General features: G+C 39.9%; 11 protein-coding genes. 9 read left to right on the forward strand and 2 right to left on the reverse strand.

From position 1 onward, the window contains the following. The 3 genes from BGP15_RS17160 (at window position 1) to BGP15_RS17170 (ending at window position 3323) form a co-directional block, all read left to right on the forward strand. Complete coding sequence (locus BGP15_RS17160; RefSeq protein WP_286770226.1) at window positions 1-219, forward strand: DUF350 domain-containing protein; 219 nt, start codon at window positions 1-3, stop codon at window positions 217-219. Beyond that, window positions 212-1729, forward strand: a complete 1518-nt coding sequence (locus tag BGP15_RS17165) for a polyamine aminopropyltransferase (protein WP_286770227.1) — start codon at window positions 212-214, stop codon at window positions 1727-1729. Before BGP15_RS17160 ends, BGP15_RS17165 begins: the two co-directional genes overlap by 8 nt. Window positions 1730-1808: 79 nt before the next feature. Then, window positions 1809-3323, forward strand: a complete 1515-nt coding sequence (locus tag BGP15_RS17170; RefSeq protein WP_286754299.1) for an FAD-dependent oxidoreductase — start codon at window positions 1809-1811, stop codon at window positions 3321-3323. Window positions 3324-3428: 105 nt separating this feature from the next. Here the strand turns inward: BGP15_RS17170 and BGP15_RS17175 are convergent, their stop codons facing one another. After that, the gene (locus BGP15_RS17175) at window positions 3429-4328 is read right to left on the reverse strand and encodes a flavin reductase family protein (RefSeq protein ID WP_286770228.1); all 900 of its coding nucleotides are present in this window, start codon (window positions 4326-4328) and stop codon (window positions 3429-3431) included. 10 nt (window positions 4329-4338) lie between these two features. Next, complete coding sequence (locus tag BGP15_RS17180) at window positions 4339-5313, reverse strand: fumarylacetoacetate hydrolase family protein (protein WP_286770229.1); 975 nt, start codon at window positions 5311-5313, stop codon at window positions 4339-4341. A 317-nt stretch (window positions 5314-5630) separates the two neighbouring features. Here BGP15_RS17180 and BGP15_RS17185 point away from each other — a divergent pair, with 317 nt between their 5' ends. The 6 genes from BGP15_RS17185 to BGP15_RS17210 all read left to right on the forward strand — a co-directional run bounded on the left by BGP15_RS17185 (window position 5631) and on the right by BGP15_RS17210 (window position 13646). Next, entirely contained in the window at window positions 5631-6788 is a 1158-nt protein-coding gene (locus BGP15_RS17185; RefSeq protein WP_286770230.1) for a homogentisate 1,2-dioxygenase, read from the forward strand. A gap of 31 nt (window positions 6789-6819) precedes the next feature. Continuing rightward, window positions 6820-7947, forward strand: a complete 1128-nt coding sequence (gene hppD / locus BGP15_RS17190) for a 4-hydroxyphenylpyruvate dioxygenase (RefSeq protein WP_070569291.1) — start codon at window positions 6820-6822, stop codon at window positions 7945-7947. After that, on the forward strand, window positions 7844-9199 hold the full coding sequence (locus tag BGP15_RS17195; protein ID WP_286770231.1) for a Glu/Leu/Phe/Val dehydrogenase dimerization domain-containing protein: 1356 nt from the start codon (window positions 7844-7846) through the stop codon (window positions 9197-9199). Before hppD ends, BGP15_RS17195 begins: the two co-directional genes overlap by 104 nt. Window positions 9200-10026: 827 nt before the next feature. Further along, complete coding sequence (locus BGP15_RS17200; RefSeq protein WP_286770232.1) at window positions 10027-10806, forward strand: N-formylglutamate amidohydrolase; 780 nt, start codon at window positions 10027-10029, stop codon at window positions 10804-10806. Next, window positions 10796-12628: a peptidase MATCAP family protein gene (locus tag BGP15_RS17205; RefSeq protein ID WP_053003900.1), complete on the forward strand. Its 1833-nt coding sequence runs from the start codon at window positions 10796-10798 to the stop codon at window positions 12626-12628. The genes BGP15_RS17200 and BGP15_RS17205 overlap by 11 nt, the downstream gene beginning before the upstream one ends. A 13-nt stretch (window positions 12629-12641) precedes the next feature. Beyond that, window positions 12642-13646, forward strand: coding sequence for an ATP-grasp domain-containing protein (locus BGP15_RS17210; RefSeq protein WP_286770233.1), 1005 nt, complete (start codon window positions 12642-12644; stop codon window positions 13644-13646). The last annotated feature ends 43 nt before the right edge of the window (window positions 13647-13689 follow it).

Below are 13689 nucleotides of genomic sequence, written 5' to 3' on the forward strand. Positions count from 1 at the left end.
ATGAATTACGAATTATTTTATAAAGGAGTAGCAGCTTCATTAATCTACTCAATTGTGGGGATAGCTGTATTGTTGTTGGCTTATTGGCTTATTGAGCGTTTAACCCCGGAAAAATCCTGGGAGGAAATTGTACAGAACAAAAATATGGCCTTGGCGATTGTTTTTGCTGCATTTATTTTAGGAATATCTATAATTATAGCTGCAGCAATACATGGGTAAGAGAAATAATCTGCCCATATTTCTTTTATTGGCAGTGTTTATCATTGCGACTTGTGGTCTGATCTATGAGCTGGTTGCTGGCGCATTGGCGAGCTACCTATTGGGAGATTCTGTTAAGCAATTTTCATTTATAATTGGTACATACCTGTTTTCAATGGGGGTGGGATCGTTTTTGGCAAAGTATATTACCAAAAATTTATTTGATCGATTTATCGATATTGAATTGATGATCGGACTTATTGGTGGTTGCAGTTCGGTCGTTTTGTTTTTGATGTTCCAGCAGATCGAACATTTTCAGTTTGTGCTCTATTTCTTCGTGTTTCTGACAGGCTGCCTCTGTGGAATGGAAATCCCACTGCTCATGAATATTTTGAAGGATAGAATACAGTTTAGAGATTTAGTTTCCAATGTTTTTGCCTTCGATTACATTGGCGCTTTGATCGCTTCGGTTTTATTTCCTATACTGCTTATCCCAAAGCTTGGCGTTATGGGTACATCGTTATTTTTTGGTATTATCAATATCTTGGTTGGTGTATTTTTATCGTTCTACCTTTCAAAAAAATTGAAAAATCCAATTTGGATAAAGATAAAATCTGTTTCTTGTTTGGGATTGCTATCCATCGTTTTTTTTTATTCAGATGATCTGTTGAAGTATTCCGAAAGCCAATTATATGGGAATAATATTATTTACAAACATTCTACGCCCTATCAGCGTATAGTCTTGACAGAAAATAGAGGTGATTATCAGTTGTTCCTAAACAATAATCTACAATTTAATACGAAAGATGAATATCGTTATCATGAAGTATTGGTGCATCCAGCCATGTCCATGGCTAAAGATGTTTCCAGTGTTTTAGTTTTTGGAGGAGGGGATGGGCTTGCTGTCAGGGAAATCTTAAAATATCATGAAGTCAAAAAGGTAACGTTGGTCGATTTAGATGAAGGAATGACAAGATTATTTAAGACGAATGAGTTGTTGGTTCGGTATAATCAAGGTTCGCTAAACGATCCTCGGGTAACTGTCATCAATCAGGATGCTTTTATATGGGCCAAGTCGGCAAAGGATAAATATGATGTCATGATTATTGATTTTCCAGACCCTTCTAATTATAGTTTAGGGAAGTTGTTCACCAACAGCTTCTATCAAACGTTGGCAGCTCTAATGACAGATAACACCATGGTCTCGGTACAGACAACTTCGCCCTATTTCGCTCCCAAATCTTATTGGTGTATACATGAGACCATCGGTTCGGTTTTTCCGAATAATATTGCATATCATACTTATGTACCGTCATTTGGAGAGTGGGGTTTTTGTTTATTCGCTATGAATATGCAGCAACGCTTTACTCAATTACGTCGCCGTGTAGATAAAGTTCGTTATTATAATTATAAGGTTGAAGAATTGACAAATTTTCCAGCTGATATGCGTACAACGGAAAAGGTAGAAATAAATCGATTGGATAATCAAATTTTAGTGCGGTATTTTGATGAGGAATGGGGTAAAATCTAATCAATCAAGGCGAGGATTTCTCAAAGCTACAGTTTTATTGGCGCTCGGTGCTCAATTCTTACAGGCCTGTCGAACGAAAATGAACCATATTTTTCTGCAGCTAACGGGAACCAATCATATTTTGGGGCACCGGCTTCGATTTCCGGATTTCCCCGCTTCGACCGAGGTAATGGAAGTACCCATCCTGATTGTGGGTGGCGGCATAGCTGGGCTTTCAGCTGCTTATCGTCTACAACAGAAGGGCTATTCTGATTTCATCCTTTTGGATTTAGAAGATGAGGTTGGAGGAAATGCCCGGAATGGTCAGAATGCACATAGTGCTTATCCTTTGGGTGCACATTATCTTCCTATTCCCAATGCCTCCAATAGGGAACTGCTTCAATTTTTGGAAGAATCGGGAATTATAAAAGAATGGACTAGCACAGGCAAGCCCATTTTTGATGAAGAACAGCTTTCGTTTGCACCGCATGAAAGACTGTTTATTCATAATGTATGGCAGGAGGGAATTGTGCCCAGCTATGGGATTTCGGATGCTGAATCCGCAGAACTTGCGCGGTTCTTTCGGCAAATGCAAGATTTCAAAAAGTTGAAAGGTGCCGATGGTAAATATGTATTTGATATTCCCATGCGTAATGCTTCACAGACCCATGATCGAACGGTTCTTGATGGGCAGGATATGCTATCTTGGCTGAAAAGTCAGGGATATCATACCGAAGCTCTTCTGGAATATGTAAATTATTGTTGCCGAGATGACTATGGTACTGGAATAAAGTGTACTTCTGCATTTGCAGGGATACATTATTTTGCAAGTCGCAAGCACGATTGGGACGACTATCAGGATCTGGTGTTGACTTGGCAAGAGGGAAATGGGCGGCTGGCCTCTCATCTCAAAAAATATGTCAAAGGAAAAGTCTTGAATAAGAATATGGCCTTTCGGATTGACTTCAAAGCCGAGAAAGTAGAAGTTTCTGTATATGACGTAGCTAAAGCAATTACGAAAGTTATAAAAGCAGACCGTATTATAAATTGCTGTCCCCAATTCGTCAACCAGTATTTGTTACCGAATAGAACTTCAATAACTAGGGAATTTCATTATGCGCCCTGGATTGTAGCTACGATTGTCTTGCGTCGCTTTCCTTTCACTGATGGTGTACCTCTTTCTTGGGAGAATATCATCTATAAGGGGCATGGTTTAGGATACGTTTACGATCAGCATCAAAGCCTAAAGCAATTCAATAGTCCATTTGTAATTAGTTATTATCACAGTTTAGGAGATGGCGATTTAAAACAAAATAGAAAGCAGTTATTTGCTTGGACGGATCAACAATGGAAGAGCTTTATTTTAACTGATCTTGAAAAAGCTCACTATGGAATAGAGAAGGAGATTATTAGTATGGAAATATTTAGACATGGGCATGGTATGATTAGCCCAGTCAAGGGATTTTTGACTTCACAAGCGCGTACTGAACTAGCAAAATCGATTGAGGGCAAAGTATACTTTGCACACTCCGATTTAAGCGGAATTTCGATTTTTGAGGAAGCTTTTTATCAAGGTTTAGATGCCGTAGATCAGCTGATTGCCGATTTTAGTTAAGTGCGCATTATGACAAATCTAATTGTCTGTTGAGTTTTCACTTTCCATATGTTTATTACAACACAAGGAAAGTGAAATATCTTTATATTCTAAGATACTTTAATATTATCCCATTAATAAGATTTGCCACGCTTCATGAAGTTTGCCTGCATCTAATAGTTGGGCAGCGTATTCGTGAACTTTTTGCGTGAATTTTGATGGGCTATCTTCGAAGTTTAGCTTCAGATAGTTGAAGTATTTATCTTCTTGCTGTGGGTCTTTTAATGTTGGTTGTGTTTCAACATTAGCCAGCAAGCCCAGGTGATTTCCGGTCAATACAGTCGAAAATCTAATTTTTTCTGGAAGTTGATCTATGCCAATTCCTAGGCTACGGAGTGGCTTCGGTACAATAAATAGGTTTTCGTCGGTTACACGACAATACCAATCACCACCGAGCCTTGCTACCAAATCCAAATCTTTTTGTTGAATGGTATTGTTCTCGCCCAATAAGTGTTTATGAACATGCATATAGAGGATCTCGGCGACAACGAGATTGCCAGCTCCTGGCTCATCGCTTAATGCGACAACTTCTCTGACCCGGCATTCCAGCTGGACTGGGGATTCGGCTACACGGGGCGGCGCCACTTGAATAGAGGCGATAGGCGTAAAACCCGACTTATCAAATTCATTTATTTCCTTGGCATATTCGGTGCTGGCAAGGGATTGTTGCTGGACCATAGCGTAGTTAACGATATTGATGACAACTTCATTAACCTCCTGGATATTATCCAATGTATGTTTGGTACTACCATCACGCATCCTTCGCAATGGAGAGAAAACACAGATGGGCGGCTGATGGGACATCAGGTTGAAATAGCTGAAGGGGCTTAAATTTATGTTTCCATTGCTATCGATCGTGCTTGCAAAACAAATTGGCCGCGGTGCAACAGCGTATTTAATTAAATTATCTATAATCGCTTTGTCTTTAACAGATTCAAAGGTGATGGTTTCAAAGGAAGAGGTCATATCCGTATATTTATGAGTGGTATAATACAATAGAATTGGAAAGTTTTCCGAGCGCCGTGATTTCGAGTTCAATCTCATCGCCAAGGTTGAGCCACTGGTCTTTATGATTAGGATCCGCTATGCGTGCGGTACCATTGAGCTCAAGAAAGCAACCTGTTCCGACTGTTCCAGAGCCGATTGTATCACCGGGGTAAAGTTGTACACCATAGGAAACCCGCTCAATAATTTCTGCAAAAGTCCAGTGCATGCTCGCAAAATTGCCCGCTGAGACTTGCGTGCCGTTTACTTTACAAGTCATATTGAGCGCATAACAGTCGCCAGTATGTCCTGCTGCAGGTTGAACTTTATAAGGTTCCAATTCATCCTTAGTCACCAAGTAAGGTCCAATTGCTGTTGCAAAATCTTTGCCCTTGGCAGGGCCCAAACTCAATTTCATTTCCTCCATTTGAAGTTTTCTGGCACTAAAATCATTCATAATCATATAGCCTGCAATATACTCATCCGCCTGCGCAGCGGGAATATTTATTCCCGGTTTATTGATGACTATTGCAATTTCTAGTTCAAAATCCAGTTGATTTAAATGCAGGGGCATGCATCGAACGGGGCCAGGTCCTTGTATGGACTGATGGTTGGAGAAATAGAAAACAGGAAATTCATCAAATTCAGGGATCATATCCAGCCCGCGGTTTCTTCTCGAGGTTGCGACATGCTGTCGAAATGCGTAAGCATCACGAAAAGATGCTGGCTGCGGCACGGGTGCGATGAGTTGGATGTCATCTAGTAGATGATAGGGCCTGTTTATAGCGCCGCGGCGCAAAGCTGTTTCAAGGATTTGTAGCTGATTCATGGTATCTTCGCCACCTTTGAGGAAGTCCGACATCGTTGTGGGAAGGTTTTGATCGATGACTGAGCAACTATAAAAGCGGTCGTCTATAACAATGCCCAATTCTTGTTGACCATTTTTAGTGCTAGTGACAATTCTCATATATGAAGTGTTCTATTTGGTTATTCAATGTTGTTAGCATTCGACACAAATATATTGTATAAGATTTGAAAAAAATATTTCTTCTCTTGAAAACAGAAAAATATTCTTACCTTTATTAAAGCATTATAAACTATAAAAAATGATCAATCGTGGTGTACATCGCTTTGCGTCCTCCATGCCCTATGTTGCTTTTAATAAAGCAATCATAGCTGATATCGTTTTTGCACAATACTAATCTTCTCTCTTACTACTTGTCGATAGTTCTATTGGCAATTTGGATATTCATTTGATTTTATAACCGTTTAAATCGTAGAATTATGCCATTTTATGTTAAACAAGGGCAAATTCCAATGCAGCGACATACTGTTTTTAGAAAGCCCGATAACACGCTTTATGCCGAGGAATTAGTATCCACACATGGTTTTTCCAGTCTTTATTCCTTAGTGTACCATTGTCATCCACCCACACTCGTTAAACAAATCAGCGAACCTTATGATGTGTCTCCCCGGATTGCCCGCGACAAACATCTTAAACATACCAGTCTAAAGGGATTTCAGGTACAGGCAAAAGATGACTACCTCGAAAGCAGGACCCCTGTGTTGGTTAATCAGGACTTACATATATCCTTAGCCGCTCCCCGTCGGTCGATGGATGACTATTTTTATAAAAATAGCCAGGCAGATGAGATTGTCTTCATCCATCAGGGGATGGGAAAACTCAGGACTGGATATGGGAGTATCTCCTTCAAGTATGGAGATTATTTGGTAATCCCCCGAGGAACGATTTATCAAATGGAATTTGAACAGGAAGATAATCGGCTGTTTATTGTTGAATCATTTTCTCCTGTACGTACGCCCAAACGTTATCGCAATGAATTTGGTCAATTGATGGAACATGCGCCCTTTTTTGAGCGGGACATTCGGGTACCTCAAAATTTGGAAACTTTTGATGAACTGGGTGACTTTGAAGTGAAGATCAAGAAACAAGGGATGATTTATCCGTATGTTTATGGGAGCCATCCATTTGATTTTGTTGGCTGGGATGGCTATCATTTTCCATGGGCATTTTCGATTCATGATTTCATGCCGATAACAGGCAAATTGCATCAACCGCCACCCGTTCACCAGACCTTTGAAACAGACAATTTCGTATTATGCAGTTTTTGCCCTCGTATGTATGATTACCATCCGCATTCGATTCCAGCACCATATAACCATAGTAATGTAGATTCAGATGAAGTCCTATATTATGTGGATGGCGATTTTATGAGTCGAAAATCTGTGGAAAGGGGACAGATAACGTTACATCCAGGTGGTATACCACATGGACCTCATCCAGGGACGGTGGAAAAAAGCATTGGGCAAGTGAAAACCGAGGAGTTGGCCGTGATGATCGATCCTTTTCGACCACTGATGTTGACCCAAGAAGCACTCGATATAGAAGATTCAGATTATTATAAATCTTGGATGAGTTAGGAAAAATAAACGAATAACCTTTATATAAATTATGGCAAATACATTTGCAGAAAAGATTGCCCAAGCGCAAGATTTTCTACCGATTAATGGCACAGATTATATTGAATTTTATGTTGGCAATGCCAAACAGGCTGCACATTATTACAAAACAGCTTTTGGTTTCCAGTCGGATGCCTATGCCGGACCGGAGACAGGTGTTCGAGACCGTGTATCCTACGTGTTAAAACAAAATAAAATACGTTTAGTGCTTACCACGGCATTGAAATCTGACCATCCTATAACAGCGCATGTTAAAAAACATGGTGATGGTGTCAAAATATTGGCTCTTTGGGTCGATGATGCACGAAAATCATTTGAAGAAACAACAAATAGGGGAGCGAAAGTCTATCAGGAACCACAACTTCTGAAGGATGAAAATGGAGAAGTTTGGACAGCAGGCATTTATACCTATGGCGAAACAGTTCACATGTTTGTTGAACGCCGCAATTATTCTGGTCCATTTATGCCAGGATATGAAAAATGGGAAAGCGATTACAATCCAACGGAAACCGGACTGCTTTATGTTGATCATTGCGTAGGTAATGTCGGATGGAATAAGATGAATGAAACCGTAAAATGGTATCAGGATGTAATGGGCTTTGTCAATATTTTATCTTTTGATGACAAGCAGATTAATACAGAATATTCTGCTTTGATGAGTAAAGTGATGAGCAACGGAAATGGCTTTGTGAAGTTTCCGATCAATGAGCCTGCCGAAGGAAAGAAAAAATCGCAGATAGAAGAATACCTTGAGTTTTATGAGGGTGAAGGTGTACAACATGCGGCTCTGGCAACCAAAGATATTGTGGCAACCGTGCGGGAACTTAAAGCAAGGGGAGTAGAATTTTTGGGTGCTCCTCCCGAAGCATACTACGATATGTTGCCCGAGCGAGTTGGAAAAATTGATGAAGAGATACGGATCATCCAAGAACTGGGCATTCTAGTTGATCGTGATGAAGAAGGTTATTTGCTACAAATTTTTACAAAACCGGTAGAGGATAGACCAACTTTATTTTATGAAATCATCCAACGTAAGGGGGCACAAAGTTTTGGCGCAGGAAATTTTAAGGCTCTTTTTGAAGCAATTGAACGTGAACAAGAACGCCGAGGAAACTTATAGCAGTATGGAAGGGATGAAGGAATTATTGGGCGCTTTTGAGCATAAAAGCCCTGAAATTGTTTTCGAATGGAAAGATAGTGAAACTGATGCCAGGGGATGGATTGTTATTAATTCCTTACGTGGAGGTGCCGCCGGCGGAGGTACCCGAATGCGGGCTGGATTGGACAGGCATGAGGTAGAATCTTTGGCAAAAACAATGGAGGTCAAATTTACGGTATCTGGACCTGCAATAGGGGGCGCAAAATCTGGAATTGATTTCGATCCACACGACCCAAGGAAAAATGAAGTGTTGGAACGTTGGTTTAAAGTTGTCACACCGCTATTGAAAAACTACTATGGAACCGGTGGAGATCTGAATATCGATGAAATTCATGATGTCATTCCGTTAACGGAAGAATATGGACTATGGCACCCTCAAGAAGGGATTTTGAATGGTCACTTTAAGGTGAATGAAAGCAACCGTATTCATCAAATTGGGCAATTGCGTTATGGGGTCTCCAAAGTATTGGAGGATAGTTCCTACAGTCCGGATCTGAAGCGTAAGTACAAAGTGGCAGATATGATCACGGGTTATGGGGTGTCAGAGTCAATTCGTCATTATTATCAACTTTTTGGTGAAAATTGCTTTGGGAAGCGAGCGGTAATTCAAGGTTGGGGTAATGTTGCTGCCGCAGCGGCATTTTATCTGTCTAAACTTGGTGTAAAAATAGTTGGTATAATTGATCGCGTCGGCGGACTTATCAATCCGGAAGGATTTGGAGAGGAAGATATTACCCGTTTGCTTTTAGAACGCAAAGGCAATGAGCTTTGTTCTCCGGATTTGATTTCTTTCGATCAGATACAGAAAGAAATATGGAGTCTGGAAACAGATATTTTTGTGCCTGCTGCGGCCTCCCGTTTAGTGTCAAAAGATCAGATCCAACAGCTGATAAATCATGGGCTTGAGGTGATCGCGTCAGGTGCCAATGTACCATTTGCAGATCAGGAGATATTTTATGGTCCTGTGATGGAATTCGCAGATCAGCATGTTGCGGTTATACCAGACTTTATTGCCAATTGTGGTATGGCGAGAGTATTTGCTTATTTAATGCAACGGAATATCGAAATCAGTGATGATGCAATTTTTTCGGATGTTTCCAGCGTAATTTTTGAAGCACTAAAGAAAATTAGATCGGTTTCTTCTGAAAAGACTCATATTTCATCGAGAGCATATGAAATTGCATTAAAACAGTTGGTAGAAGCCGGGAATTAACCGTAAGAGGCTAAATTCTAATTTGCTTTTGCCGCAACACTATAAAAAAAAACACTTGAAGCGGGGAACTTCAAGTGTTTTTAACTAACCAATTATTAACCTAAATTTATGAATGCTTAAAACAGTGCAATACCTATGCCAAAACTTATTTTCTTAGCATGAACATATTGTCATTTTTTTGTTATTAAAATTTCTGCCTGAAATTCGATTTTTTTGAAGTTTAGTTGAGAGATCAAAACAGCGTAGACTAAAAAAACTCGTTGTACAGTTTTCAAAAACTGATGCTCTCAATGATTTCTTTTGTTTTGTATTTGTCTTAACGTGTTGATAAACAAAAACTCCTGAAGCGGGGAGCAACAGGAGTTTTCCTAACCAATTATTAACCTAAATTTATGAAAAGTACCTATATAACGTAGTAAGTTCAAAAAATGTTTCAGCTGATTGTGTATTTTTTTAATTTTTAACATTTTTTGACTATTTACTGTTGAATTTCAATAAAGTGTACTACTATTTATTTTGTTTTCTTTTTAGGGGAAATAAAAAACCTGTTAGCGGGGACTAACAGGTTTTTTATAAACTAACTAAATTATTAACCTAAATTTATGAAACTATTGAACAATATTCAAGAAAGATGCCAATGTGCTGAATCCGTTGGCTGTTTAACGATTTTTAACAGCTGCTTTTCGGACAAGAAGGGGAGCCTCTAATTCTGCAAGACAATCCATTTAATTTTCAAACCTTTTATTGCTCATAAGCGTTTATCTAAGCAAAAGGGGCAGCAATCCATGCTGTCTATTTGACGCAAACTGTTTAAAAAAAAAAGGTACATGTCTTTAACATATCGCTATCAATTTGAAAATGACGATAGCCCATTTTGGGCTTTTGCCATTCATGATGGCCATCAGGTCGATGCGCATTTGATGCCCTACATGAATATTGCAGAAGAGGAACGATTACGCGAAGAGGATCCTTATACAGCTATTTTGGCGGAATTACCTTGTAATCGATTTGTATCTGGAACTTCCAGGTTTCAATTGGATCTTAATCGAAAACGAGAAGATGCTATTTATCTTTTGCCTGAGCAATCTTGGGGGATACAGGTATGGCGAACAGATCTACCCAATGAACTAAAAGATCAGCTGTATGCTGCCTATGATAGCATGTATGAGGAAATAAGCCAAGCGATCCAGCGTACGATTGATCGTTATGGCTATTTTATCGTGTATGATATTCATAGTTATAATATGCGTCGCGGGGGACCTCAAACTAGTGTGAATAATGCCACCGATCCTCAAATCAACATTGGGACACAACATAATCACGAAAAATGGCGAATGCTGACTGATCAGGTATTGGAAGTACTAAAGACTGGAAAAGATGGACAAGTTTACGACGTACGCGAGAATGTGAAATTTAAAGGCGGATTCCTTTCTGCGTATTTGAATGATAAGTTTGCCGATAAGGGCTGTATTTTTTCTATCGAATTTCGGAAAGACTTCATGGACGAATGGACCGGAGAAGTATTTCCGCAAAAGCTTCAGGAGTATAAGCAACTTCTCTTGCACAGCATTGGAACACTGGAAAATTATTTTGCCTATGAAAGATAATGCGAAACAACTTGCTGGCATTTTAAAAATGATCAAAAATAAGGAGGTTTTCCACGTACAGATTCCCCCAAAAAACAAACTGGTCTTTAATCAAGTTGTTCCTTATCTGTTTTTATACAGACAGTTTTTCAGTCAAGACCCTATGCTGGCAGAGTTGGTTAAATCAGAACCAGCTTATTTTAGGGTAAGAGATCCGCAGATGAATGTTTCTGAATGGATCGCTCCAATCCTCAATCAACTTGTCGAAGAGTTTGGTGCTTGTTTGATTATTGAAGCTTGGGCCGCAGATCCGGCACAGGAGGAAGATATCCAAATTCATATTGCGCGGAAAAATGTACAGGCTATCGCTCAGTATCTAGGCAAGCAACTGCTCACAGAAGAATCGATTTCCAACGTGGAAATACTGACAGATTCCAAAACAAATGCAACGCAAAGTTTATCTCCTTCGAGCGTACAGTTGGATAACCTGAACACCAATATATTTTATATGGGGCTGGAGATAAAACCGAAATACCTTTTAGGGATAAATCAGCAAATTTTACCGATTGATCTGCGTCATTTCCGTGAGGCCATATCCAGGAGTCTGTCGAAAACATTCTTTGAATTCATTCGCATACATACCTTATCTAAACCTACGGCATTTAAAATAAGCCAGCCTAAAAAGATGCTTCCTTTAGCTTGGGAGATTGATCAGAAATTAGCGCGGGAAAGCCAACGATTTGATTTTTTATTATTGGTTACGCCAACAAATTCGTATGATGCCTGGCAGCAATTCAAGAAAGGAAATTACCGAAAAACCCCTGTTTTTCGATATAGACCCATGCCCATTGATCCAGATATTATCAAGAGAAACCTCTATAACTTGCATATCGAAGATTTATTTGATCCTTCCATTGCTTATTTGTTTCGTGATAAACGCAAGGAGCTTGATCAGATGATGACCATGCTGAGTGAGCGGGGAAAAGAAGGATTTTTGTTGGGCAGCATGCAGGTCTTTGGTACTGTCAATGAAAAATTACTAGAAAAGGCACAAGCAATTTTGACAATTACAACAACGGATCGAGAAGTGAGAACGAAAGAAGAGGACATTGTCTATGCCGAGGAATTTGCCAAGCTTGCCCAGGAAGAATTCGATTATCTGAAAAACCAAGATCCAAGCTTTGGCACCACAGTGAGGCTACGGGATGATATTTATGGTGTGATGGTCAATCAAGGTGTACTCAATATAAGTAAGCAGTATAGTTTGCCGCGGAATAGGGTCAAGGCACTGATTCAACATGAGGTCGGTACACATATCGTTACGTACTATAACGGCAAGCAACAGCCGTTCAGTCTCTTTCGATTAGGAGTTCCCGGTTATGAAAAACTTCAGGAAGGCCTCGCCGTACTTGCTGAATATTTGGTAGGGGGCCTGACAAATAATAGACTACGTATTCTGGCAGGCCGAGTTATCGCTGTCCATCAGATGCAGCAAGGCGGTTCATTTATTGATACATTTTCCGTCTTGGTAGACAAGTATCAATTTTTGCCAGAAACAGCTTTTCAAATGACGATGAGGGTCTATCGAAGTGGCGGGCTTACCAAAGATGCATTATACTTGAGTGGTTTAATCGAATTGACCAATTATATCAAGAGTGGACGAGATCTATCCCTATTGACGATGGGTAAAATCCGCGAAGATTATATACCAATCGTAGAAGAACTTATGTTAAAGGGGGTATTGAAAGCCCCGACCCTAATCCCAAGGTATCTAATGGATCCATACAAGGATGCCTTGTTACATCTCAAAAAAAGTAATGGAATATTTCAAATGATTCAGTAATCAGATATTTTATATGAAGATAGCATTCGTGATCAACCAAACCCATAAAGAAACTGCTCGTTTCACGACAACCCTTTTGGCGTTGAAGGCCCATCAAATGGGGCATGAAATTTATTATATTGGCTTGGCCGATTTCTACTATGAGTCAGCCTATATTGCCGCCCATGTACGAAAAGTACTTCCTGATCAGATGCTTACTTCTGCTAATCAACTCATGGAGGTATTGCGCACAACGGAGAAAACTAGAATGATTTTGGAAGATATGGATGTGGTCTGGCTACGATTTGACCCAGTCCTGGATATGGTTAACCGACCTTGGGCTGCAGCATCGGCCCTACAATTTGCCGCTCTCCTAAAAGAAAAAGGTGTATGGGTTATCAATGATCCAGATAGCCTTAGTCGGGCTAGTAATAAGTTGTATCTTGAGGGATTTGATGAATCTATTCGACCGAAAACAATTGTAACCCGAAATTATACCGATGTCATTGAGTTTTTTGAACAACAGAATAAACTTATTATTTTAAAACCCTTGAAGGGCTCCGGCGGTAAAAACGTGTTTTTAATCAATAAAGATAATCAGCAAAACCTCAAGCAAACGGTAGAGGCTATTGCCCGGGATGGTTATGTGATTGGCCAGGAATATCTTCCGGAAGCTTCCCGCGGTGATATCAGATTCTTTTTATTAAATGGAGAACCTATTTCGATCAATGGTAAATATGCTGCTGTTCATCGTGTACAACAAGGGGACGAGATTCGGAGCAATGTGCATCAAGGCGCAAAGACCCAAGCAGCCATTATTTCACCGGAGTTATTGGTTATGGTCGATAAGATCCGAGATAAATTAGTTCAAGACGGAATGTATTTTGTCGGTTTGGATGTGGTGGGAGATCGTATTATGGAAATCAATGTATTTAGTCCGGGGGCATTATGCCAGACGGAAGAAATTGTAAAAGAGGATTTTTCGGCGCTTATTATAAAAAAAATAGCGGAGAGGGTTGCTTTCAGGGAACGAGGTTGATGAGAGTTGACTTTAGGAAGACTGTGTTGTAGAAATCCGATGG

Origin of the sequence: Sphingobacterium sp. 40-24, from assembly GCF_001899705.1 — a bacterium.
In the GTDB taxonomy this organism is placed as follows: Bacteria; Bacteroidota; Bacteroidia; order Sphingobacteriales; family Sphingobacteriaceae; genus Sphingobacterium; species Sphingobacterium multivorum.

Coding starts and splice junctions, on each gene's coding strand:
- BGP15_RS17160 (WP_286770226.1), top strand. CDS start 1: ATGAATTACGAATTATTTTATAAAGGAGTAGCAGCTTCATTAATCTAC.
- BGP15_RS17165 (WP_286770227.1), top strand. CDS start 212: ATGGGTAAGAGAAATAATCTGCCCATATTTCTTTTATTGGCAGTGTTT.
- BGP15_RS17170 (WP_286754299.1), top strand. CDS start 1,809: ATGAACCATATTTTTCTGCAGCTAACGGGAACCAATCATATTTTGGGG.
- BGP15_RS17175 (WP_286770228.1), bottom strand. CDS start 4,328: ATGACCTCTTCCTTTGAAACCATCACCTTTGAATCTGTTAAAGACAAA.
- BGP15_RS17180 (WP_286770229.1), bottom strand. CDS start 5,313: ATGAGAATTGTCACTAGCACTAAAAATGGTCAACAAGAATTGGGCATT.
- BGP15_RS17185 (WP_286770230.1), top strand. CDS start 5,631: ATGCCATTTTATGTTAAACAAGGGCAAATTCCAATGCAGCGACATACT.
- hppD (WP_070569291.1), top strand. CDS start 6,820: ATGGCAAATACATTTGCAGAAAAGATTGCCCAAGCGCAAGATTTTCTA.
- BGP15_RS17195 (WP_286770231.1), top strand. CDS start 7,844: ATGAAATCATCCAACGTAAGGGGGCACAAAGTTTTGGCGCAGGAAATT.
- BGP15_RS17200 (WP_286770232.1), top strand. CDS start 10,027: ATGTCTTTAACATATCGCTATCAATTTGAAAATGACGATAGCCCATTT.
- BGP15_RS17205 (WP_053003900.1), top strand. CDS start 10,796: ATGAAAGATAATGCGAAACAACTTGCTGGCATTTTAAAAATGATCAAA.
- BGP15_RS17210 (WP_286770233.1), top strand. CDS start 12,642: ATGAAGATAGCATTCGTGATCAACCAAACCCATAAAGAAACTGCTCGT.